4 protein-coding genes are annotated in these 26,296 nt (G+C 69.8%); all 4 read right to left on the bottom strand.

Annotated features, from left to right (window positions below):
- Positions 1-18: 18 nt before the first annotated feature.
- Genes AC1DY7_RS08200 through AC1DY7_RS08185 form a run of 4 tightly spaced genes read right to left on the bottom strand, consistent with a single transcriptional unit; the run spans position 19 to position 26,214 of the window.
- Positions 19-22,482 carry a non-ribosomal peptide synthase/polyketide synthase gene (locus AC1DY7_RS08200; protein WP_477493141.1) on the bottom strand — a complete coding sequence of 7,488 codons (22,464 nt, stop codon included), beginning with the start codon at positions 22,480-22,482 and terminating at the stop codon, positions 19-21.
- The gene (locus AC1DY7_RS08195; protein ID WP_477493140.1) at positions 22,479-24,254 is read right to left on the bottom strand and encodes an ABC transporter ATP-binding protein; all 1,776 of its coding nucleotides are present in this window, start codon (positions 24,252-24,254) and stop codon (positions 22,479-22,481) included. Before AC1DY7_RS08195 ends, AC1DY7_RS08200 begins: the two co-directional genes overlap by 4 nt.
- Positions 24,251-25,978 carry an ABC transporter ATP-binding protein gene (locus AC1DY7_RS08190; RefSeq protein WP_477493245.1) on the bottom strand — a complete coding sequence of 576 codons (1,728 nt, stop codon included), beginning with the start codon at positions 25,976-25,978 and terminating at the stop codon, positions 24,251-24,253. Before AC1DY7_RS08190 ends, AC1DY7_RS08195 begins: the two co-directional genes overlap by 4 nt.
- Positions 25,972-26,214, bottom strand: coding sequence for an MbtH family protein (locus AC1DY7_RS08185; protein ID WP_477493139.1), 243 nt, complete (start codon positions 26,212-26,214; stop codon positions 25,972-25,974). Before AC1DY7_RS08185 ends, AC1DY7_RS08190 begins: the two co-directional genes overlap by 7 nt.
- Positions 26,215-26,296 lie beyond the last annotated feature (82 nt).

The raw sequence follows: 26,296 nt of genomic DNA, 5'->3' as shown, positions 1-26,296 counted from the left end.
AGATTGTCACACGCCGGTTCAATCCCGCAGTTGAGCCGCGATCAGGGGGCCCAGTTGCTCCAGCGTGTCCGCGTCCATCAGCTCGGAATGCCGGCAGTTCAGCGACACCACGTCCAGTTGGCCGCTGACGTGCGCCCGCCAGCCCTGCGACGCCACCCCGTCCAGGTCCATCTCCAGGATCGCCGCATCCACGAAGAACACGTCCCCGTCGTAGCGGCCGTAGTCCGCGGTGGCGGTGAAACGCTCTGCAGCGACGTAATTCTCGATCACCTGCGCTATCCGGGTGTCGTCGAGCATGGCGATGGCGTCGCCGCTGTCGCGGACCAGTGCCACCGCGTCGGCGACGCTCATCCGGGTACCGGCCTCGACCGCGAAGCCCATCTCGCGCAGCAGGCTTGCCAGCACCGCCTCGGTATCGAATTCGCCGTCGACGACGTCGGTGCGCGCGTCGAGCATGCCGACGAAGGTGACATCCCGGCCGCGGCCACGAAGCTCCGTGGCGATCAGCAGTGCCATCGAACCGCCGAACGACCAGCCGAGCAGCCGGACCGGTCCGGTCGGCGCCACCCGCTGCACCGAATCCGCGTACTCGCGGGCCAGTTCGGCGATCGAGCCGGGCAGCCGGCCGGTGGAGAACAGCGGGGACTGCAATCCGTACAGCGGAATATCCTCGGGCACATACTTTTTCAACCCGGTGAACTGCCAACTGAGTCCACTGGCGGGATGCACGCAGAACAGCGGCGATTCCGTACCCGCCGCACGCAGCGGCAGCACGGCCGCCAGGCCGGCCTCGCCGCGCGCCCCGTCGCCCTGCAGGTAAGCCGAGATGTCGGCGACGGTCGGGGTCAGCATCAGATCGGCCACCGCCACGTCGGCACCGAATTCGCGCCGGATCGCCGACGCCAGCCGCACCAGCAGCAGTGAATGCCCACCGAGGGCGAAGAAATCGTCGTCGATGCTGGTGACTGCTATTTTCCCCGTCGCTTCGCTCGCCCCAGCGATACCCAGCACATCGGAGAACAATGCACACAACCGGCGCTGCTCGTCGGTCTCCGGTGCCCTTCCGGTGCCTGCGGTGATCTGCGGTGCCGGCAGCGCGTTGCGGTCCAGCTTTCCGCTGGGGGTCAGCGGGAACTCGGTCAACTCCACGTACGCCGAGGGCACCATGTGGTTGGGCAGCGCAGCAACGGCGTGCTCGCGCAGCGCGGTCGCTGTGCCGGTCCCCAGGTAGTAGGCGACCAGCCGGTCGTTGCGCACCACCACCCGGGCCGAGGACACCCCCGGATGAGCGGCCAGCACCGTCTCGATCTCGGCGGGCTCGATCCGCACGCCACGCAGCTTGATCTGTTCGTCGGTGCGGCCCAGGTATTCGAGTTGACCGTCGCGCCGCCAGCGCACCACGTCACCGGTGCGGTACAGCCGCGCGGCGGTGTCGAACGGGTCGGCGACGAAACGTTGTGCGGTCAGGTCCGGGCGATGCAGGTAGCCGTCGGCCAACTGCACTCCGGCCAGGTAGAGCTCGCCCGCGGCACCGTCCGGCACGGGATGGAGGTACCCGTCCAGCACGTGCGCCCGCACATTCCAGCCAGGAACCCCCAGCGCCACCGGGCCGCCGTCGGCGGTCCAACCGAGCACGTCGACGGCGGCTTCGGTCGGGCCGTACAGATTGTGCAGCGGCACGCCGAGCGTGCGGGTGAAGCGGTGCGCCAGCTCATCGGTGAGTGCCTCACCGCCGACCGTCACCCGAGTCAGTGATGCGCATCGTGCCGAGTCCGGTTCGTCCAGGAACAGCTCGAGCATGGACGGCACGAAGTCGACGGCCGTGACCCGTTCGGAGACAATCGTTTCCGCCAGGTAGGCCGGGTCGCGGTGACCACCGGGGCGGGCTACCACCAGGGTGGCGCCCACACTGAGCGGCCAGAAGACCTCCCACACCGAGGTGTCGAAGCTGATCGGTGTCTTCACCAGCATCCGGTCCTGCATCGTCAACGGGTAGGCGTCCTGCAACCAGCCGATCCGGTTGACGATTCCGGCCTGCGCGACGGCAACACCCTTGGGCCGTCCGGTGGAGCCGGAGGTGTAGAGCACGTACGCCCACGCCGCCGGGTCGACCTCGCGCAGCGGCGGCCGGTTCGGCTCCCCCCGGACCACCCGGATGACCGCGGGATTGGCCAGCACGACGTGCGGTTGCGCGTCGTCGACCATGTACTGCAACCGATCCGGCGGATACTCCGGATCCAGGGGCAGGAACGCCGCACCCGACTTGGCGACCGCAACCAGGGCGACGATCAGCTCCACCGAACGGGGCAGAGACACCCCGACGATGCTGCCCGCGGGCGCATCGAGGGTGGCCGCCACCCGGTCGGACCACGCGTCGAGGTCCGCATAGGTCAGTTCGTCGCCCTCGAAGCGCACCGCGACGGCATCGGGGGTCAGCCGAGCCTGCCGGGAGACCAACCCGCCCAACCCGATCGGCGTGACCTCGCGGTCGGTGGCATTGCGGACGCTCAGTGCTGCATGTTCGGTGTCAGCCAGCAGGTCCACCGCTCCCACGGGGATCGTCGTGTCGCGCATGAACACACCCAGCGCAGCGATCAGGCGTTGCGTCAGATTCTGCACCGAGGAAGCATCGAACAGGTCGGCGCTGTACTCGGCCATGATCGTCGCGCCACCGTCGGCGCGGTCGTCGATCAGGGTGAACCCGAGATCGAACATGGCTGCCGCCACGGGTGGTTCGCTCCACCGGGTGGGCAGACCGAACATGTCGGTGCTGCCGCCGGCGCGCAGGTGGTAACCGACGAACACGTTGAACAACGGGTTGCGGCCCGCCACCCGTGGCGGATTCAGCATCTCGACGACGTGGTCGAACGGCAGGTCCTGGTGCGCGAAGGCCGCCAGGTCGGCGGTGCGGACCCGGGCCAGCAGTTCGCCGAACGTCGGGTTGCCCGACACGTCTGCCCGCAACACCAGGGTGTTCACGAAGAACCCGATGACGTCGTTGAGTGCGGCCTCGTCGCGGCCGGCGACGGGTGTACCGACCACGAGGTCGTCTCCGGCGCCGAGGCGGTGCAGCAGTGCGGCCACGCCGGCGTGCAGCAGCATCAGCGGGCTGACCTGCTGACGGGTTGCCTGGTTGCGCAGCGCCGCAGCGGTTTCCGCGGGCAGATCCAGGTACAGGACACCGCCCGCGCCGCTGGGCCGGGCCGGACGGGGCCGGTCGGTGGGCAAGGTCAGCTCATCGGGTGCGCCGGCCAGCGTGGCCCGCCAGAACTCACGCTGCTGGTCGCCGATCAGGTCCAGCAGTGCCCGTTGCCACAGCGTGTAATCGGCGTACTGCACCGGAAGGGCGGCCATCGGCGTGCCGTCACCGCTGATCCCGGCCTGGTAGGCGTGGTTCAGGTCGGCGAGGAACGGGCCGTCGGACCATTCGTCGGTGGCGATGTGGTGCAGCAGCACCACCACGGTGTGCTCGCGCAGCTCCGTGCGGAACACGGTGACTCGCACCGGTATCTCGGTGTGCAGGTCGAACGGCCGTTGCACGGCGGTGGCGATCTGGCCCTCGACATCGGCTGCGGCACAGTCGATGACCTCGACAGGCGCCGGGGTGCCCACGGCCAGGATGTCCTGCACGTAGTGGCCGTCGTGTTCGGTGAACACGGTCCGCAACGACTCGTGGCGGGCGAGCACATCGGTGAGCGCACGCTCGAGAACGTCGATGCGCAGGTCACCGTCGACGCGGAAGGCGAGCGGATAGTTGTAGGCCATGCCGTGCTCGGCGAGGCGTTCCAGCAGGAGCAGCCGCTGCTGGGCCGGGGAAGCCGGGATGCGTTCGGGCCGTGGTGATGCCGCCAGTTCGGGGCGCGCCATCGCGGTCCGCGGCCGACCGTCCAGAGACGCCGCCAGTTCGGCGACGGTGGGCGCGTCGAAGACGTCGCGGATGGACATCTCGATGCCGAGCGCGGCGCGTACCCGGTTGATCAGCCGGATGCTGACCAGTGAATGCCCGCCGAGGTCGAAGAAGTCGTCGTCCACGCCGACCGCGTCGAGGCCGAGCACCTCACCGAACAGCGTGCACAGGCTCTCCTCGGTCGCCGTCTGGGGCGGCCGGCTCGACGTCTGCTGTGGTGCGACCTCGGGCAGCGCGCGGATGTTGAGCTTGCCGTTGTCGGTCAGCGGTAGTTCGTCGAGCACCGCCATCGCCGCCGGCACCATGTAGCCGGGCAGCACGCCCTTGAGGTGGGTGCGGACCCGCCGGATCAATTCCGGATCATCCTGCCCTGCGGGCACGAGGTAGCAGACCAGGCGGTGCGAGCCGGAGGTGAACGGATCGGGCCGGGCGATCACGGCGGCCTGTTTCACGTCGAGATGAGCCACCACTGCGCTCTCGATATCGCCGAGTTCGACGCGGTAGCCGCGGATCTTGACCTGATCGTCGGTGCGGCCCAGGAAGTCCAGGTTGCCATCGGGCCGGCGGACCACCAGGTCGCCGGTCCGGTACATCCGGGAATCCTCGTCCCCCGAATCGGTCTGGAACGGGTTGGCGACGAATCGGCCTGCGCTCAGTGCGGGTTGGCGCAGGTATCCGCGGGCCAGCCCGGCACCGGCGATGTAGAGCTCGCCCGGGGTCCCGTCGGGCACCGGCCGCAGCCAGGCGTCCAGGATGTGGCCGCGGGTGTTCCAGATCGGGGTGCCGACCGTCGGGGTCGCGCTGTCGTCGGTGCCGCCGCCGAGGGTGTTGATCGTGTATTCGGTGGGGCCGTAGAGGTTGTAGCCGTAACTGGTGTCGCTGTCGCGCAACCGGTTCCATACGGTGGCCGAGACGGCCTCCCCGCCGAGCAGCACCAGAACGGGTGCGTGGCCACCATCCAGCAGGCCCTGTTCGAACAGCAGCTGCGCGTAGGTCGGGGTGACGTTGATGACGTCGATCTCATGCTGGTGGCAGTAGGCGACCAGAGCGGTGGCGTCGCGGCGCAACTCCTCGTCGCAGATGTGCACCTCGTGACCCTCGATCAGCCACAACAATTCCTCCCACGACATGTCGAAGGAGAACGACACCGTGTGGGCAATGCGCAGCCGCCGACCACTCGCCTTGGCGATGGCGGGCGCGAAGATGGCTTCGCGGTGGTTCAGGTGCATGTTGGTCAGCCCGCGGTGCGGGGTGAGCACACCCTTGGGTTTGCCCGTCGATCCGGAGGTGTAGATGACGTAGGCGGGCTCGTCCAGGCCGGGTCGGTGACCGGTCCACACTGTCGGTGCGGCGGCCGATTCCGCGCTGATGTCGGCGTCGTCGAGCACGATCACCGGGCAGGTCTCGGGCGTGACTGCCCCGATCCGGGCGGCGACGCTCCGGGTGGTCAGCACGCAGGCGGGTGCACCGTCGGCGAGCATGACGGCCAGCCGGTCGTCGGGATAGTCCAGTTCCAGCGGAAGGTATGCCGCACCGGAGCGCAGCACCGCGAACAGGGCCACGACGGCGGTGATGGAGCGCGGGATGGCCAGGGCCACCGTGCTCTCCGGACCGATGCCGCGGGCCCGCAGCAGACCCGCCATCTGGTTCAGCCGGGCGTCCAGTTGCCCGTAGTCGATGCTCTCGCCCCCGCAGACCAGCGCGGTGCTGCCGGTGGCGGTCGCACTGCGCTCGGCCAGCAGGTCGACCACGGTGGCTTCCGGAAGGGCGTGACGGGTCGAATCAGCCTGAGCGGCCAGGGCTTCGGACTCGTCGGACAGCACAAGCTGCGCAGACGCCAGCGAATCGGCCGGGTTGAGGTGCACCAGGACCTGGCGCAACCGGTCCAGCAGGCGCTGTGCGTGCGTGCGATCCACCACGTCGGGGCGGTACTCCAGCTTCACCCAGAGCCGGCGGCCCGGCGACGCCACCCACGTCAGCGGGTAGTGCGAGGCGTCGATCGAATCGTGGCCGACGATCCCGTACTCGCTCTCCATGTCCGTGAACGTGTCGTCGTCCAGGAAGTTCTGCAGCACGTACAGGCTGTCGAACAGTTCGCCCTGGATGCCCGCCGCACGCTGGATGTCACCGAGGCCCAGGTATTCATGGTCCATCACCTGCAGGCGATCGTTCTGCACCGTGCGCATGGCCTCGGCGGTCGAGGTCTGCGGCCGTAGCCTCACCCGCGTCGGCACCGTGTTGAGGAACAGCCCGATCACCGAGTCGATACCGTCGATATCGGTGGGCCGCCCGGCCACGGTCGACCCGAATACGACATCGTCGGTGCCGGTTTCGTAGGCCAGCACGAGCGCCAGCGCGGTGCTGATGAGAGCGTTCAGGGTCACGCCGCAATCCCGTGCGGCCTGGGTGAGCCGTGCGGTCTGTTCTTCTGTGAGGAAGAAGTCCAGGCGCAGCGCGAGGGTGGGTGCGGTGCCGACCGCCTGCGGTATCAGCAGCGTCGGCGCGGCCAGGTCGGCGAGAGCACCAGCCCACTGCCGTCCCGACTCTTCGCGGTCCTGTCCGGCCAGCCAGCTCAGGTAGTCGGTGAACTGAGCCGACGGTTCGGGCAGATTCGCCGACGAGGCCCCGTTTCGGGCGGCCGCGTATTCGGCGAACAGTTCGCGTAGCAGCTGTTCGCGTGACCACCCGTCCAGGAGCAGGAAGTGGTAGCTGAAGATCAGCCGGTCGATACCCGCGGTACGGATGACGGTGAACCGGGCCAGTGGCGGCACCGCGATGTCGAAGGTGCGCAACCGGTCCTCGGCGGTGATCGCCTCGATCCGGTCCTGCGCCTGTGCCGCGGTGAGTGCCGTCAGGTCGATGACTTCCGGTTCGCACTGCGGGCTTTCGGCGATGACCGCCACCGGTTGCGGCAGGTCATCGGCCCGGAAGCCGGATCTCAGGACCGGGTTGCGGCGCATCACGGCGCCGAAGGCGGCCTCCAGGGCGTCGGTGTCCACCGGGTCGGCGAAGTCGAACACGTTCTGCACGATGTACACCGCGGCATCGGAGTACCGCGCCTGGAAGTACACCCCCTCCTGCAGCGGGGACAGCGGCCAGACCGTCTGCACGGCATCGGCATCGGCGCCGGCATCGATGACGTCGTCGATCTGCTGCTGGGTCAGCGCGACCAGCGGCAGGTCCGATGGCGTCAGTGACCCGGTCGCCGCAGTGATGGAGCCTAACTCCCGCAACACGGCGGCCCAGTGCCCGGCCAGTTCGCCGACCGAATCGGCGCCGAACCCACCGTCCGGGTAGGTCAGCGTGGCCCGCAGCCGCGGACCGTCCTGCGTCTCATCGCAGATGACGTTGATCTCCAACAGATACGGCGTGCCGAGGTCGGGATCGGGTTCAACGCGCAACGCGGCGACTTCCGGTGCCGACGCCCAGTCACCGTCGGCGTCCGACGGCCACCGGCCCAGGTAGTTGAACAGCACCTGTGGTGCCGCCAGCCGGCCCAGGGCGGCCGCGGTCCGCGGGTTGCAGTAGCGCAGCTGGCCGAAGCCCAGCCCGCGGCCGGGGACGGCGCGCAGTGCTTCCTTGACCTCTTTGAGGACGGTGATGTGGTCGTCGGTGTCGCTTGCCGTCAGCCTGACCGGCGCGATGGCGGTGAACCAGCCGACGGTGCGGGACAGGTCGAGCTCCTCGCCCCACCCGTCGCGGCCGTGCCGCTCCAGGTCCAGCACCAGTGGGGCCGACACCCCGCGCCACCGTTGTACGGCGATATGCAGTGCGGCGAGCAGTGTTTCGTTGACGTCGGCATTGGCCGCAGCAGGCACGGTGGTCAGCAGCGGCGTGGTCTCGGCGGCGCTCAGCCGGATCTCGTGGTCGCGGGTCGACCCCACCGTCAGCGCGACGGTGTTCGCGTGCGGATCGAGTTCCGCACCGGGGGCCAGGGTGGCCGTCCAGTGTTCGAACTCGGCCAGCCGCGCCGCGTGTTGGGCGTTCTCGTTGACGGTCCTGGCGAAACTGCGCAGCGAGGTCGGCACCGGCGCGAGACGCTGCTGGGCCCAGGCCTCCGCGAGGTCGTCGATGATGATCCGCCACGACACGGCGTCGACCGTGAGGTGGTGGGCCACCAGCAGCAACCGGCCCTGCCGGTCGGAGCCGAGGTCGAAGAAGACCGCTTGCAGCACCACGCCGGCGTCGGGGTCCAGTCGATCGGCGGCGGCATCGGATTCGGTGCCGATCAGCACCCGTAGGTCATCGTCCCCGCACGCCGTCGCGTCGACGTGGCGAACCGGAACATGTTCGGCTGCCGTGGTTTCCAGTGACCACAGCATCGGTGCCGGGCGGTGCAGCCGCAGCCGCAGCGCGTCGTGGCGGGCCACCACGGCGTTGACCACCGACTCGAGACGCTGCTGGGTCGCACCGGCCGGTGTGCGCAGCAGCTCGCTCTGATTGCACCGCGACACGGTGCCACCGAGCTCGGCGAGGCGCTGCACGATCGGGGTCAGCATCACCTCACCCAGATCGGGCCCTGGGTCCGCCGGGCCGTCCGGCTGCGGTGCGTGCGCGCCGGCCGCCTCGGCCAGCCCGGCCGGGGTGCGCGCGGAGAACACCTGTTGCGGGGTGATCCGCAGCCCTTGCCTGCGCGCCCGGTTCACCAGCTGAATGGCGACGATGCTGTCGCCGCCCATGGAGAAGAAGTCGTCGTCGACACCGACTGCGGTACCGAGGATTTCGGTGCACAGTGCGGCCAGCACGGCGGCGGCGCCGGTGGCCGCCGCGACCGGAACCGGCGGCGCGGCCGGCTCGGCCGGTGCGGACAGCGCCGCGCGGTCCAGTTTCCCGTTGACCGTCAGCGGCAGCTTCTCCAGCGTGATGAGCGCCGACGGCACCATGTAGCCGGGCAGTGTTCTGGTGAGTTCGTCTCGGGCGGTGGCGATGTCGGCGCTACCCACCAGGTAGCCGATGAGCCGGGTCCGTCCGGCCCCGTCTGTGTGGGCGGCCGCCGCGGCGTTGGTGACACCGGGCACGGCGGCCAGTGCTGACTCGACCTCACCCAGTTCGATGCGGTAGCCGCGCACCTTGACCTGCTGGTCGGAGCGACCGACGTAGACGAGTTCGCCCGATTCGGTCCACATGGCGGTGTCGCCACTGCGGTACAACCGCTCCCCGCCGAACGGGTTCGCGACGAAGCGGGTGGCCGTCAGGCCGGCGCGCCCCGCGTAGCCGCGGGCCAGTTGTCCACCGGCGATGTACATCTCGCCGACCGTCCCGGTGGGTACCGCCTGCAGCGCGTCGTCCAGCAGGTGGATCTGCAGGCCGGGGATGGGTCCGCCGATGACACCGTGCGCCGCACCGGCGTCCGCTGCGGTCAGCGGCCGGAACGAGACGTGCACGCAGGTCTCGGTGATGCCGTACATGTTGACCAGCTGCGGGGCATCCGCGCGGTGCCGGTCATACCAGCCGGACAGCCTGGAGGTGTCCAGGGCTTCACCACCGAAGACGACGTAGCGCAGGGACAGCGCGGGCCGACCGCGCCGGTCGGCCTCGATCAGGGGGTAGAACGCCGACGGCGTCTGGTTGAGCACCGTCACGCCCTCGTCGGCCAGCAGGTCCACGAAGCGGTCCGGGTCCCGGGCCACCGCCTGCTCGACGATGACCAGTCGTCCGCCGTGCAGCAGCGCACCCCAGAGTTCCCACACCGAGAAGTCGAACGCGGCGGAATGGAACATCGTCCACACGTCGGCAGGCCCGAAGTCGAACAGCGTTGCGGCACCGTCGAACAGCGCCGCCACCTGGCGGTGTGCCACCGCCACGCCCTTGGGCACGCCGGTGGAGCCGGAGGTGTAGATCAGGTAGGCGGGGTGGTCGGCGTCCAGCCGGACCACCGGGGCGGGTCCGGGGTGACGTGCCGCGTCGGCGAGCAGCACGGTGCGGGCCGCACCGGCGGGCACCCGATCAGGTGCATCGGTGAGGACACACACGGGTGCGGAGTCGGTGACGATGTGCTGCAGCCGGGCGGCGGGTGAGTCGATGTCCAGCGGGACGTAGGCGCCACCTGCTTTGAGCACCGCCAGCAGCCCGACGATCAGGTCGGTGGAACGTGGCAGTGCGACTGCCACATGGGATTCCGGTCCGACGCCGAGGTCGGCCAGGGTGGCCGCGACGGCGGTGGCGCGTGCATCGAGCTCTGCGTAGGTGAGGCGCTCGGTGCCGCAGGTCACGGCGACGGCGTCCGGTGAGCGGCGGACCACCTCGGCGAACGTGTCGACGAGGGTGCGGTCCGGACCGGGCCTTGCCACGTCGGCGGCGACGAGTGCCCGTTCGGCGTCGGTGCGCAGGTCCAAGCCGGCGACCGGGGCGTCCGGATCGGAGGCGTAGGCGGACAGGATGTGTTCGACGCGTTCGGCGTAGCGCTCTGCCTGAGCCGCGCTCACCACGTCGGCGTCGTACTTGATCTCGATGCCGATGCGATCGTCGAGGTAGGCGACGAAGGACAGCGGGTAGTGCGGGGCGTCGGTGCCGGTGAACCGGTGGAACGTCAGCGCCCGCGGATCGTCCGGGGTTTCGGTGGAGGTGGCCGGGAAGTTCTCGACCACCACCATCGTGTCGAAGAACTCGCGTACCCCGGCCAACCGGGCCAGCTCGGCGAGCCCCAGGTGCTGGGCGTCGAGAAGTGCGCTCTGCTGGTCTTGCAGGGCCGTCATGACGTCGCCGATGGGGGTGGCGTGCTGCCAGGACATCGGCACGGGCAGCGTGTTGATGAGCAGTCCGACCAGGGAATCGGTGCCTGCCAGTTCGCCGCCGCGTCCGGAGACGGTGGAGCCGAACACCACGCGGGTGCGGTCCAGCAGCCGCCCGAGCAGCAGCCCCCACGCGCCGTGCAGCACAGTGCTAGGGGTGACCCCACGCTCGCGGGCGGTGCGGGTCAGTGCGGCACTCAGTTCGACCGACAGCCGGCGCACGGCACTGCGGTGCTCGCCGACGGTCTCCCGGCCTGTGGTGAGCAGGGTGGTGGGTTCGACCCCCGACAGCGCCGACGACCACGCGGCGCGGGCCGTGTCGTCGTGTGCGGCCGCTGCGTTGTCGAGGTGGTCGCGCAGGGTGGCGATCACCGGGGACAGGCCGGTGGCCGCACCCAGGCCGGCGTTGTAGTAGCCGACGATGTCGCCGAAGATCACCGGATAGGACCAGCCGTCGGCCACGATGTGATGCATCGTCTGGATAAGCCGGTGTTCGGTATCGCCGAGCGATACCAGCGTGTAGCGCACCAGCGGGGCTTCCGAGAGTGTGAAGGGTCGCGACAACTGTTGTTCGGCAATGGTTTTCACGTCGCCGTGGACGACCGTGAATTCGACGGCGGCATCCGACCAGATGACCTGGGCGATCCGGCCGTCGCGCAGCTCGCGGAAGCAGGCCCGCAACGCCTGGTGGCGGCGCACGGTCGCGGTCACGCCGGCACGCAGCAACTCCGCGTCCACGGGGCCGCTGATCTCGGCGATCTGCTGCACCCGGTAGGTGTCGACACCCTCGGTGTAAGCACTGTGGAAGTACATGCCCTCCTGCAGCGGCAGCAGGGGCAACACCTCCTCGATGTCACCGAGCTGCTGCCAGTCGTCGAGATCGTCCTGGCTGACGGCGATCAGACCGAAGTCCGACGGCGTGTGTCCGGTCAGTTCCGCACAACGGGTCAGCGCGGTCAGGGCGTCGGCCCACATGCCTGCCAGCTCCTGGACGTCGCCGGCGTCGATCAGCTGGGCCGGCCAGGACAGGGTCATGGTCAGCACCGGGCCGTCCGGGCCGTCCTCGGCAAGCGCGTTGATCTCCAACGGCATGGCCGGATTGGTCTTGTCGACCCCTTCGCGCAGCGCGCCGATACCGGCGACCGCCTCCCAGTCCCGGCCCGCTCCCCCGGCGAACCGGCCGAGGTAGTTGAACAGGATCTGCGGTGGCGCACCGTGTATCGGTGCCGACGCGTCGAGGTAGCGCAGCGCGCCGTAGCCCAGGCCGCGCCGGGGAACCGCACGCAGCTGCTCCTTGACGGCCTTGGCCGCGGCAGCCAGCGGGGCGCCCGCGGCGAGCACATCCGCCCAGGCGACCGAGCCCGGGTCCACCGCCACCGGGTAGATGGACGTGAACCAGCCGACGGTCCGGGACAGGTCCAGATGTCCGGGCAGCAGGTCCCCTTCGCGGCCGTGGCCCTCCAGGCTCAGCACGGTCGCCGTCGAATCGCGGTGTCCGCGATCGGTGCGCCACTGCGCCAACGCCAGACTCAGCCCGGTCAGCAGGACGTCGTTGACGCCGCCGTACATGGCGGCGGGCACGGCCGTCAGCAGGGCCGAGCTGATCTCGGTGGGCAGGTACGCGCGGTGGCTGATGACGGTGGCTGCGGTGTCGACGGCCGGGTCGATGGGGCGCGTACCGAGGTCGGGGTCAGCGGTGGCGAGCACGCGGTTCCAGTGCGCGGCCTCGTCGGTGAACGTTGCCGCACCGAGGGTTTCGGACCAGGTGCGGAAGGAGGTCGGGGCGGGATCGACGGCCGGGGTTCGGCCCGCGGCGACGTCCGCCCACGCGCGGGACAGGTCGTCGGTGAGGATGCGCCAGGACACCCCGTCGATCACGAGGTGGTGGATGACCAGCAGTAGTTGACTCTCGGCCTCGTCCCAGATGGCCCGCACCATGGTGCCGGTCGCGGGATCCAGTTCGGCGGCCGCCGCGCTGACGGCGGCATCGACATCGGTGAGTGCTCCGGCGATCCGGGTCACGGCGGGTGCCGCAGCCGATTCAGGGACATGCAGGGTCCAGCCGTCGGCGTTGCGGTCGAGCCGGGCCCGCAACATGTCGTGTGCGCCCAGCACCGCGCCGAGCACGGATTCGATGTGCGCACCGGTGATTCCGGCCGGGGTGGCCAGCACCATCGCCTGGTAGAAGTTGTCCAGCGGGGTGCCGGACTGTGCGGTTTCGGCGAGCATCGGCGTGGCCGAGATGGCGCCCACCCCACGGTCCGCGACGACGACGTCCGGTGTGGTCTGCGTGACCGACGCGGCCAGCGCGGACACTGTGCGGCGCCGGAAGATGTCGCGCGGGGTCAGCTGCAGGCCGGCCTTGCGGGCCTTGCCCGAGACCGCGATGGAGGAGATGCTGTCCCCACCGAGGGTGAAAAAGTCGTCGTCGATCCCGACCTCGGGAAGCCCGAGGACCTCGGCGAAGATGCCGGCCAGCAGTGCTTCGCGGGCATCGCGTGGGGCGCGGGCCGCCCCGGCCGCCGGGGTGACAGGCTCGGGCAGGGCCTTGGTGTCCAGCTTTCCGTTCACGGTCAGCGGGACCGCGTCCAGCACGCCGTACAGCGCGGGCACCATGTAGTCGGGCAGCACCTGTGTCAGCGCCGCCCGAAGTTCGGCGGCGAGTTCGGCTTCATCCGAGGCATTTTCGGGCACTACGTAGGCGACGAGTTGTTTGGATGTGGCTGTGGGCCGGGCTATCACCACTGCGTGCCGGATCCCCGGCAGTGCCTGCAGCGCCGCGGCGACCTCACCGAGTTCCACCCGGTAGCCGCGGATCTTCACCTGATCGTCGCTGCGCCCGAAGAAGTCCAGGATGCCGCTGCCGTCGGCGCGTCGGGCCACGAGGTCGCCGGTGCGGTACATCCGGCCGCCCGCGCGGTGCGGGTCGGCGACGAAGCGATCCGCGGTCAGCGCGGCGCGGTGCAGATAGCCCCGCGCCAAACCCGCTCCGGCGATGTACAACTCGCCGATCACGCCGTCGCGGACCGGGCGCAGCCACACGTCCAGGACGTAGGCGCGGGTGTTCCAGATGGGGCGCCCCACCGTCGCGGTCACGCTGTCGTCGGTGCCGCCGCCGAGGGTGTTGATCGTGTACTCGGTGGGGCCGTACAGGTTGTACCCGGTGCTGTCCGGCCTGTCGCGCAACCGGTTCCAGACTTCGTCGGACACCGCTTCGCCACCCAGCAACACCAGGGTCGGCGCGTGGCTGGCACCGGAGGGGAGCGAAGCGACGGGGGAAGGTCCGTCGAGCAGGCCTTCTTCGAAGAGATGATGCGCATAACTGGGGGTGACGTTGATGACGTCCACCCGGTGCTCGTGGCAGTAGGCCACCAGTGCGGTGGCGTCGCGGCGCAGCTCCTCATCGCAGATGTGCACCTCGTGACCCTCGACGAGCCACAGCAGTTCTTCCCACGACATGTCGAAGGAGAACGACACGGTGTGCGCCACCCGCAGGCGCCGGCCGCCGGCCTTGGTGATGGCCGGTTCGAAGATCTCCGCGCGATGGTTGAGCTGCATGTTGGTCAGGCCGCGGTACGGCGTCACCACACCCTTGGGCCGCCCGGTGGAGCCCGAGGTGAAGATGACGTACGCCGGATGGTCGAGGCGCTGCGCACCGACGAAGTCACCGAGCTCGTTGTCGGACAACGCCGTTCCCGGCAGCGCGGACAACGCCTGCGCCACGGCGGCACTGTCCGGGCTCAGCACGGTCGCGCCGAGACCGGTCTGATGCGCCGCCAGTTCGGTGGCGGCTTCGGGGCAGACCAGCAGGACCGGGCGGGCGTCGTCGAGCATGCCCGTGAGCCGGGCCAGCGGATAGTCGCGCTCCAGGGGCAGATAGGCCGCACCGGTGCGCAGCACGGCGAACAAGGCCACCACCATGTCCACCGAGCGCGGAAGTGCCAGCGCCACCACCTGTTCGGGCCCTGCTCCGTGGGTGATCAGCAGTCGGGCCAGCCGGTTGATCCGGGCGTCGAGGTCGGCGTAGGTGAGCTGCTCGGCGCCGAAGACCAGTGCGGTGTCCTCAGGGCACGACGCGGCGCGTGCGGCGAGCAGGTCGGCGATGGTGTCGTCGCCGATCTCGTGTTCGGCGCTGCGCCACTGGGTGACCAGCGCATGATGTTCGGAGTCCAGCGTCAGGTCCAGTGACCCGACCTGGCTGCCGGGTTCGGTCACCAGTAGCCCCACCGCGCGGCACAGTCGCGCGACCATCAGCGCCGCGGTGTCGGCGTTGATCACGTCGGGCCGGTACTCCAGCTTGATGCGCAGCCGCTCCCCCGGGGTCAGCACCCAGGTCAGCGGGTAGTGCGTGGTGTCGACGAAATCGACTCCGACGATGCCCTGTTCACGCTCGAAGTCGGTGAAGGTGTCGTCGTCGAGGAAGTTCTGCAGCACATACAAGCTGTCGAACAGTTGCTGATGACCGGCGGCACGGGTGATGTCACCGAGACCGACGTATTCGTGGGCCATCAGGTCGAGGCGGAAATCCTCGACGGCGCGCAGCAATTCGGCCACCGTCGCCGTCGGCGCCATGTCGACGCGGACCGGGACGGTGTTGAGGAACTGCCCGATCACATGCTCGATACCGGCCAACTCCGGCGGGCGCCCGGCCACGGTGGTGCCGAAGACGACGTCGGCGGTGCCGGTTTCGTATCCCAGCACGATGCCCAGTGCGGCGGTCAGCACGGTGTTCGCGGTGGTGTGCTCGCGGCGGGCGTGCTGCTCCAGCAGTGCCGTGATCTCGGTGGGCAGCTCACCGTAGACGCGCTCCGGCATGACCGCATCATTCTTGGAGGAGGGGCCGGCGACCAGCGTGGGTTCGGCCAGGCCACTCAGTGCCTGTGCCCACGCCGTCGTCGATGCCGCGCGGTCCTGCGCGTTCACCCAGCGCAGGTAGTCGGCGTAGGTGGCGGTGCCCGCGGGCAGTGCGCCCCGCAGTCCACCGGAGTTGTAGAGCGCAAACAGCTCTCGTAGGACCAGCTCGCGCGACCAGCCGTCCCAGAGCAGGAAGTGACAGGTCAGCAGCAGCCGGTCGCCGCGGTCCGGCAACCGGATGACGGTGAGCCGCACCAGCGGGGGCATCCGCAGATCGAACGGCGCCTCGCTGTCGGAGCGCATGATGTCAGCCAGCTGCTCGTCGGCGGCATCGGTGGCCAGCGTCGACAGATCGACCTCGGCCACCGCTGCGGGCACGAAACGTCCGATGTACTGCGCGGGCCGGGGCAGGTCGTCGCTGGTGAAACCGGCGCGCAGATTGTCGTGGCGCGACAGCATGGCGCCGAAAGCCACCCGCAGCGCGTCGACGTCGAGCCGGTGGTCGAAGTCGAAGACGTTCTGCGCCAGGTAGGTGTTGACGTCGTCGGTGTAGGTGCACTGGTAGTACACGCCCTCTTGCAGCGGCGACAGTGGCCAGACGTCGGCCACTTCGACGGGCGCGCTGGCGGCCAGGCCGGCCAGTTCCTGCTCGGAGAGTCCGTGCCACGCTTGAGGTGTCGCCGGCGCGGGTGTCACAACAGGACTGTCGATGCCCAGTGCGCTGCCCAGTGCCCGCGCGGTGCGCAGCCGGAACAGCTCGCTGGTGGCCGGCGTCATGCCGGTAGCGGCAAGCCGGTTGACCACCCGCAGCGCCAGCAGGCTGTCACCGCCCATGGCGAAGAAGTCGTCATCGATACCGACTTCGTCCACACCCAGCACCGCGGCGAACACCGAGCAGATCTGCGCTTCCCGCTGGGTGCGCGGCTGGGTGCGTGAGGTGGCCTGCACGGGCTCGGGTAGTGCGGAGCGGTCCCGTTTCCCGTTGGGCAGCAGCGGGATCGCGGCGAGCACGGTGACGGTGGCGGGGACCATGTGCGCGGGCAGCGTGTCGGCCAGTGCGGCCCGGACCGCCGCCGGGTCGGGATCGTTGCCTGTGCGGGGTACCACGTATCCGTCGAGGCGCCGCCCGCGGACGGCGACCACCGCCTCGGCGATGTCGGGCAGACCCGCCAGGGCGCTCTCGATCTCGCCGAGTTCCACGCGGAACCCGTTGATCTTCACCTGATTGTCCATCCGGCCCAGGTACTCGACGGTGCCATCCGGCGTCCAGCGCGCCAGATCACCGGTGCGGTAGAGCCGTTCGCCGTCCGCACCGAACGGGTCGGCGACAAAGCGGGAAGCGGTGGCCGAGCGCATGCCGAGGTAGCCACGCGCCAACTGCGCGCCGCCGACGTAGATCTCACCGACGGCGCCGGCGGGCACCGGAGCCAGATCGGGCCCCAGCAGGTAGATCCGGGTGCCGGGGACCGGCCGTCCCAGGGTCACCGGGCCCGCCACGGGACCCGCGAGCACGTCGCCCGCCACCTCCGACGAACCGTAGGAGTTGACGATCTCTGCTTCGGGGGAAACCTGCTGCAGGGCTTCGACAGTCGTCGCATCCAGCGGTTCGCCGCTGCAGATCCAGCGCGTCACGGTGGCGAGCTTGTCCGCCGCGACCTCGGCCAGCGCCGACCCCAAGCTCGGCACCACCAGCAGTTGGGTGGCGGCCACCTCGTCGACCAATCCGGCCAGTGCTGCACCGTCCTTGGCGGCGGTGTCGTCGGCGATGACCGTGGTGGCACCGGCGGTCAGCGCGCCCAGTAGTTCGGTGGTGCCGTCGATGAAGCTCATGGAGCTCTTGGCGATCCGCACGTCGTCGCGGTCCCGCGACCACGCGGTCCTGGCCCACGCCAGCCGGTTGGTCAGGGCACCGTGCGTGCCGACGACGCCCTTGGGGCGCCCGGTGCTACCGGAGGTGTACACGATCGACGCGGCATCCTGCGGATCGACGACGGTGTCGCGCCACGGCAGTCCGACGGCGTCGGTGCCGACCACCGGGATGCCGTGTGCGGGCAGCGCCGCGCCGTCGGTGAGCACGACACTGGGCCGCGCATCCTCGAGCATGTGCGTGATGCGGGCAGCCGGGTAGGTGGGGTCGACGGGCAGATAGGCTGCACCGCTGCGCAGTACGGCCAGCAGCGCCGTCGCCATCGTGGTGGTTCGGCTGGTCGCGACGGCGACGATGTCACCTCGCCGCACCCCCGCGGCAACCAGGGCTCCGGCCAGCGCGGCCGATCGGTCGTCGAGATCCCGGTAGGTCAGCCGAAGCTGAGTATCGATGAGCGCGACGGTGCCCGGTGTCCGGCGCACCTGGTTGTCGAAGAGTTCCAGGACGGTCCCGATACGGCCGGGGGCACCGGTACCGGCGCGCAGCACGTCGTCCCGGGCCGCCGCGTCGAGCACCTCGATATCGCTGCATCGGGCGGTCTCGCCCGCGGTGACGATGGCCGCCAGCGTACGGCGGTACAGGACCAGCACCTGCTCGGCGGTGTCCGTACCGAGCACGGCACGGTCGTGGGTGAGCGCGACCTGGAGGTGCTCGCCCGGCTTGAGCATCAGGGTCAGCGGATAGTGCGGTGCCTCGATGACGTCCATCCCGGTGACGCGGATCGCGGCGGAGTCGTTGTCGGCGGCAGGGTAGTTCTCGATGACGACGAGGGTGTCGAACAGATCCGGCACCCCGACGGCGTGCTGGACGTCGGCCAGCGCCACATGGTGATGTTCGAACAGCGCGGCCTGCGCCTGAGCGTGCCGACCGACCACCGTCGCGAGGGTGTCCCCCGGAGCCCAGCCGGTACGGGCGGGCACCGTGTTGATCAGCAACCCGACCATGGTGTCGATCCCGGGGATGTCACTGCCGCGCCCGGAGACCGTCGAGCCGTGCAGCACATCGGTGCGTCCGGTGAGGCGGCCGACCGTGATGCCCCAGGCGGCGCCGAGGACAGCACTGACCGTGACGCCGTGTTCGGTGGCCCAGTCCGCGATCCCCGCCGTGAGCTCGGCGGGGACCTCGATGCTGACCTTGCCGAAGCCGAGGCCCCCGGAATCGTTGGGCGGCAGGGCATCTGCGAGTCGGGTCGGTTCGGCGACGCCGTCGAGTTCGGCGCGCCACACGGCCAGCGACTCGGCCGGTGCCGCGCGGGCAAGCCAGTCCAGGTGGTCGCGGTAGCGGGCCGGGGCCGGCAGCCGGTCGGTGTTCGGGTCGTCGTGTAGTGCGGCGAGTTCGCGCAGCACGATCGGCACCGACCAACCGTCGGCGATGATGTGGTGGACGGTCTGGATGAGCGCGTGCCACTCGGTCGTCAGACGCACCAGTGTGTAGCGCATCAGCGGCGGCGCGGCGAGGTCGAACGGCTCGGTGCGCTGGCGTTCCGCGATCGCGTCGATCCGGGCCCGGGCGTCGTCTCCCGGCCCGGCGCTCAGGTCGTGGTACTCCCAGCGCACGGCATCGGTCGTCCCGAGTACGGCGACCAGACCGCCGTCGGCGAGCGCACGGAAGGCCGCGCCCAGCTGCGGGTGCCGCGCGACGACGGTGTCGGCGGCGCGGCGCATCCGATCCGGGTCCATCGGTCCGGCGTAGGAGACGATCTGTTGCACCACATAGGGATCGGTGCCCGCATAGGTGGAGTGGAAGTAGATGCCGGCCTGCAGCGGCGACAGCGGCAGAACGTCGGTGACCGGTGCGGGCAGCGCGTCGACGTCGGCCTGTGTGAGAGTGACGAGCGGGAAGTCCGACGGCGTCGGGCCGGCCACTGACGCGCTGTGCGCGATGGCGGTCAGCGCGTCGGTCCACGACTGCGCCAGCGCCGACACCCGGTGGCTGTCCAGGACACCGGCGGGCCAGCTGAAGGTGGCCTCCAGCCGTACCCCGTTGCCGGTATCGACAGCAATCGCGTTGATCTCGAGGGCCCGCGGCAGCGGCATCCGCGGGTCGCGGTCCTCACCGATGCCGGCCTCCGTCAGCGTCCACGGTGCGTCCCCGGCGCCGGTGAACCGACCGAGGTAGTTGAACAGGATCTGCGGGGCGACTGCCAGGTCGGTGCGCCCGCAGAGGTGGCGCAGTGCACCGTAACTCAGTCCGTTGCGGGGTACGGCACGCAGTTGGTCCTTGACGGACTTCACTGCCGCGCCGAGTGCGGGGCCACCGGCCATCAGGTCGGTCCAGTCGGCGGTGCCGGGCTGGATGTGGACGGGGAACAAGGTGGTGAACCAGCCGACGGTGCGGGACAGATCGAGGTGTTCGCCGGCGGCGCCGAGGTGGTCGGCCTCGCGGCCATGGCCCTCGAGTTCCAGGAGCACACCATCGGCATCGCCGCGCCGGTGCGCCACCGCCGCAGCCAGCGCGGTGATGAGAACGTCGTTGACCCCACCCCGGATCGCGGCGGGTACGGGGCCGAGCAGCCGGGCGGTGGTGTCCTCGTCGATGTGCACCGTGAGCTTGGCCTCGGTGGCCACGGTGTCGACGGCCGGGTCCAGCGGCCTGCTCCCGAGGTGCGGATCGGTGGCGGCCACCGCGGGCATCCAGTAGTCGATGTCGGCATCGAATTCGCCTCGGGCGCAGGCACCCCGCAGTTCGATCGACCATTGCCGGAACGTGGTGTCGGGCTTGGCGATGGCGATCGGACGACCAGCGGTGACGTCGGCCCAGGCGGACTGCAGATCTTCGGCGAGCACGCGCAGCGAGACGCCGTCGATCACCACGTGGTGCACCACCAGGATCAAGACCCCGGGGTGCTCGAGCCACACCGCGTCCAGCATGCGGCCCGATGCGGGGTCCAGCCGCGCGACCGCACGGTCGTGTTCCGTCGCGGCGTCGGCAGGTCCTTCGATGTGGGTGAGCACCTCGGTGGCGCGGATGGCGCCGGCCGGGGGCACCGTCAAGGCCGCGCCGGCACCCAGCGTGGCCCGCAGCAGATCGTGGCAGTCCAGCACGGCGTCGAGCATGGCCGTCAGCGTGGGCAGGGCGAGTCCCGCCGGGGTGTGCAGCGTCGCGGACTGGAAGAAACCCGCTGTGCCGTTGCCGATCTCGTCCAGCCACGCCAGGATCGGGGTGGGTTCGATCTCTCCGGTGCCGTCGACGGTGGTGGCGGCGGGGCCGTCGATGGCGGTGACGGCGGCAGCGAGTTTCGCCGGGGTGCGCAGGGTGAACACATCGCGCGGGCGGATCCGTAGGCCGGCCCGCCGGGCGCGGCTGACCAGCCCCATGGCGGCGATGCTGTCGCCACCGATGCCGAAGAAATCGGTGTCGGCCCCGACGGTCGGCACGCCCAGCAGGTCGGCGTAGATGTCGCAGATCGCCTGTACGCGTGGGTCGGTCACCGGGGCGCCCGTATCGGGTTGCGCGAGAGCCGGTTCGGGCAGCGCCCGTCGGTCGACCTTCCCGTTGGCCGTCACCGGGAACGCGTCGAGGACCAGCACGGCGCCGGGCACCATGTGCTCGGGCAGCTTGTCGGCACACCAGGCCCGCAACTCGCCGGGATCGGCGCCGGTGGTGGACAGCGCGTATCCGGTGAGCTGAGCTCCGCCGGCGGGGGTTTTGCGCAGGATGACCGCCGCGTGCCGCACCTGCGGGTGGGCCGCGAGGACGACCTCGATCTCCTCGAGTTCGACGCGCATGCCGCGGATCTTCACCTGGTTGTCGGCACGGCCCAGGAATTCGAGCACGCCGTCGGCGGTCCACCGGGCGAGATCGCCGGTGCGGTACATGCGGGATCCGTCCTGTGCGAACGGGTTCGCGATGAACCGTGCGCCGGTGAGCCCCGGCGCGTTGACGTAGCCGCGGCCCAGCAGGAAGCCGGCCGCATAGAGTTCGCCGCCCTGCCCGACAGGCACGGGGTGCAGGTCGTCGTCGAGGACGTAGAGCTGAGTGTGTGGGTTGGGCCGGCCGATGGAGGTCTCGATGCGCTCGGCGCTGTCGCGGTAGATGACGTGCGAGACGCCGATGGTGGCTTCGGCGGGGCCGTAGCCGTGATAGAGCGTCGTGGACAGCTGCGCCCGGAACCGGTCGAACAGGGCCGGGGTCAGCACCTCGCCACCGCACCAGACGTGTTTGAGTCCGGACAGCAGCGTGGTTCCGTCGGCCAGTTCGAGCAGCACGTCGAGCATCGAGGACACCAGGTAGACGAACGTCACCTTCTCGGTGGCGATCAGGTCGAGCAGGTATTGGGGGTCCCGTTCGCCGCCCGGGTCGGCGACCACCACGTAGCCGCCGGACACCAGCGGCAGCAGCACCTCGTTGATCGAGATATCAAAGGACAGTGGCGCTTTGAACAGCGAGGCGTCACCGGGTCCGAAGCCGAGGATCTCCTGCACCTGCCAGTTGAGGCGCTCGCAGATGGCCTCGTGCCGGATCATGGCACCCTTGGGTTTACCGGTGGAACCGGAGGTGAAGATGACATACGCCAGCTGGCTGTCATCGATGTCGACGACGGGCGCGGCGGCGGGCTGATCTTCGAAGGCCCAGTCGTCCAGGTCGAGTTCGATCGGATGGGGATCGCCCGCGCGGGCATCGCCGGGGGCGACCAGGACCGCGGCGGCCCCGGTGTCGGCGAGCACCTGACTGCGGCGCTCGGCCGGCCATTGTGGGTCGACGGGCACGAAGGCGCCACCGGCGGCCAGGATCGCGACCACTGCGACCACCATCTCCGCCGAGCGCGGGACGGCGATCGCCACCACCTGCTCGTGCGAGACACCCAAGGTACGAAGGTGATTGGCGAGTTGGTAGGCGCGCACGGACAGTCCGCGATACGTCAGCCTGGTCTCGCCGGACACCAGGGCCAGCGCGTCCGGTGTGAGGCGGACCTGTTGTGCGAAGAGTTCGGGAACGGTGGCCGTGTTGGTGGGCCAGGTGTCGTTGTTCCACTGGCGCAACAGCTCCAGGCGGTCGCTCGGGGTCAGCCCATCCGTACTAATCCCCGTCGCTTCGCTCGCCCCGGTACCAAACTTCGTCACGCGTCAGTCCTCTCCGCATCCCTGTGTTGCGCGGCCCACGCACGCCAGAGCTGGGCGTAACGGCCCTGCGCCGCAATCAGTTCGGCGTGGGATCCCTCTTCGATGATGTCTCCGTGCGCCATCACGACGATCCGGTCGGCCGTGGCGGCCTGTGTGAGACGGTGCGCGACCACCAGCGTGGTGCGCCCGGCGGTGACGGCGGCCGCCGCGCGTTCCAGGTCGCGTGCCCCCAGGCTGCCCGCTTCGGCGGTGGCCTCGTCGAGGATCGCGACCGTCGGGTTCAGCAGCAGCAGCCGGGCCAGCGCCAGTTGTTGGGCCTGAGCCGAGTTCAGCTCGTGCCCGCCCTCGCCGACCACGGTCTGCACGCCGTCCTCCAGCGCGGCCACCCATTCGCCCGCACCGACGGTGTCCAGTGCGGCAAGCACTTCGGCGTCGGTGGCCTCGGGTTTGGCCAGCCGGAGGTCGTCGGCCAGCGCACCGGCGAACACATGGACATCCTGACTGACGATCGCGACATGACTGCGCCGCTGCTCGGCGGTGAGAGCGGCCAGCGCGACTCCCCCGATCCGCACCGTGCCGTGCTGCGGGGTGAGCACACCCGCGGCGATGCCGGCGACGGTCGATTTGCCGGCACCGGTCGACCCGACCAGTGCCACCCGTTGGCCGGGTTCGACCCGGATGCTCACCCGGTGCAGTACCGGATGCACACCGTCGTAACTGAATTCGAGATCCGCCAGGTCCAGCGCGGCGTCGTGCGGTTCGCCCGTGTGCGCCGCGGCAACCGGAGGTTGCGGAATGCTCACCAGCCCGACCAGGCGGGCCAGGCTGGCGCCCGCGTCCTGCGCTTCGTCGACCGTGAACAGCAGCATGCTGACCGGCCCGAAGAGCCGGTGGAACAGCAGGGCCGCCGCCGTGGTCTGGCCGACGGTGACCGACCCGTCCTGCACCAGCCAGTAGCCGGCCACCAAAATAACGGCGAGACCGATGAATTCGGCCCGGTTGATCCGCCCGACGAAGCGGGTGAAGAACGTGAACACGCCGATCGAGATGTCCCGGACCCGGCCCGAGGCATCTTCGATCCCGCCTTGATGGACGATGTGGTTGTGATAGGCGTGCACGGTCGGTGCGCCCAGCATGCTTTCCATCAGCACCTGAGAGCGCTGCGCGATCACCCGTCGTTCCTCGGCATACCGCGGCGCCGAACGCGGCAGATACCAGCGCAGCGCAAGGAGATAGAACGGGATGGAGACCGCACCGGCCAGCGCGAGACGCCAGTCCAGGCCCAGCATCGACAGCAGGGTCAGCGCGGCCAGCATGAGCGCGGAGAACATGGTCGGGAAGACATCGGTGACGGCTTTGGCGATGGTCGCCACGTCGGTGCTGACGCGGGACAGCAAGTCGCCGCGGCCCACTCGCTCCACGGTGGTGGTCGGTAACGTCAGGGCGCGGTCCACCCCGGCCTCGCGCAGGTCGGCGAGCATGATCGCGCCCAGCCGTCCGATCAGGTAGTTCGACCACCCGGTGGCGACACCACCGATGAGGGCGGCGGCGCCGAGCACCACCGCGACGGTGACGATGACCGAGGACGGCGATCCGTCGATGATGCGGTCGACGAGGACACCGAGCACGTACACCGGCAGCACCGCGGCTGCGGCGGCAAGGACGCCGACCACCAGGGTGGCGCTCAACGCGCCGATGCGGGAACGCAGTTCGCGGCGCAGCCAGGTCCAGGTCTCCCTGCCTGTCGCGACCGGCAGGATCGGGGCGGTCACCGCAGCACCGCCGAGGCGTAGTCGGGACGGTCCATCAGATCCTCGTGTGTTCCCTCGACGACCACCCGCCCGCCGTCGATCAGGACGACGCGATCGGCGACCGCGAGCAGGGCCGGGCTGCTGGTCAGGATGACCGTGGTGAATCGACCGGCCGCCGGGCCGTGCCGCAACTCGGCGATGCCTTGCGCCACCGCACTCTCGGTGACGGCATCGACCGCGGTGGTGGGTTCGTGCAAGACCAGCACGGGTGCGGCCTGGAGCAGCGCACGGGCCAGCGTCAGCCGTTGGCGCTGACCGCCGGACAGACTGGAGCCGCGTTCGGTGACACCGTGCTCCAACCCTTCGCGGTGCACGTCGATGACGTCGACCGCACTGGAGGCCTGCAACGAATGCGCCAACACGGCCGGATCGATGTCGCCGGCCGCCAGGTTGGAGCGCAGCGATCCGGTGAACAGGTCGGCCTTGTGCGGTTCGACCAGCAGCGCCCGCCGTGCCTCTGCCAGGTCCAGTTCCTCCAAAACGATGCCACCGACCCGGATGTCGCCGACGTACTCGTGACGGGCCAGCTGCCCGGACAGCACGCCGACCAGAGCCTCGGCATCGGTCGCCCGGGTGGTGACCACCCCGACGAGCACGCCCGGTTCCACGGTCAGCGTGACGCCGTCGAGGGTGCCGTGCCGCACCCCGTCGAGCACCACTCCGTGCGGCCCGTCCCCCAGCGAGCCGTCACCCGGCGAGAGGGCGAAGGTCGCGTCCTCGATCCATCCGACGCGTTCGGCCGAGGCCCGCGCCTCGGCGATCCAGCTGGGCACCTCGGCCATGGTGCCGAAGGGTTCGAGCAGGAACTGCGCCAGTCCGATCACCGTGATCAGCTGTCCGACGGTGATGTCCCCGCGCAGCGCGAACCCGCCTGCGAGCACGGCGATCCCGACCGCGAGCAAGGCACTCAGCGCCGTGGAGAAGCCGAGGTACACCCCCTGGGTACGGGCGGCCCGAATACTCGCGGCGAGGGCGTCGCGGCTCACCGTGCGGTAGCGCAGCGCGGCGGCACGCTCGGCACCGATGCCGCGCAGGGGGCGTAGACCCGCGATCAGATCGGCCGACATGGCGGTCGCCTCGCCGGCGAGCTCCTGCTGATCGGCGACCCGGCGGGTGATCACCGGTCCGCCGAAGTGCAGCACGAACAGGATCAGCGGGGTGCCCAGCAGGACGGCGAGCCCGAGCGGAATGTCGATGGTCAGCAACACCGTCGCGCAGACCACGATCGCGGTGATCGCCCCCGCGATGCGGGGGATGTAGTCCAGTAGGTAGGAGGTGTTGTCGGCGTCGGTGCTGGCGATCGACAGGAGCTCACCGGTGCGCTGGGTGGTGCGCAGCCGCTGCGGGTGCAGGATCCTGGCCGCCAGGTCGACGCGCAGTTGATGGCCCTCGGTGGCGATCGCCCGCATCAGATGCCGTGCGCCCAGCCGATAACAGGCGGTCAGCGCGACGAACAGCGCGGCCAGCACGCCGATCCAGATCATCAGCTGGGTGGCGTCGCCCGGCTTGACGGCACGGTCGACGAGGACGCCGATGAGCACCGGCACCATGGCCTCACACAACTGGTGACCGCAGATGAGCAGTGATCCACTGGTCAGCAGGCGCGCGTTACGGGTGACCGTCCGCCACAGGATGGCCGTGCCCGTACCGGTCGCCTGTTGTTCTGTGACGTCGGCGCTTACGATGAGCCGTCGCCCAGCGCCGCGGCCATCCGCAGCTGAAGACTCTTGGGCCGCATGTCGGTCCAGTTCTGCTCGACGTAATCCAAACACGCCTGACGCCCGGTCTGGCCGTCGTCGCCGAAGGCGATGGTCCAGCCACCCGGTACCTGCTTGAACGTCGGCCACAACGAATGCTGCTCCTCGTCGTTGACCAGCACATAGAACGTCGCGGTCTCGTCATCAAAGGGGTTGCCCGACACAAAATCTCCTCAGGAGTGACGTGGCTGTCGACGTACCTCTGGCACGCCCGCCCGAACCTGGACACACTACCAAAGGTTAGGC

Source organism: Mycobacterium sp. P2_H7 (assembly GCF_056403275.1).
This window is presented reverse-complemented; position numbering and strand designations above follow the sequence as displayed.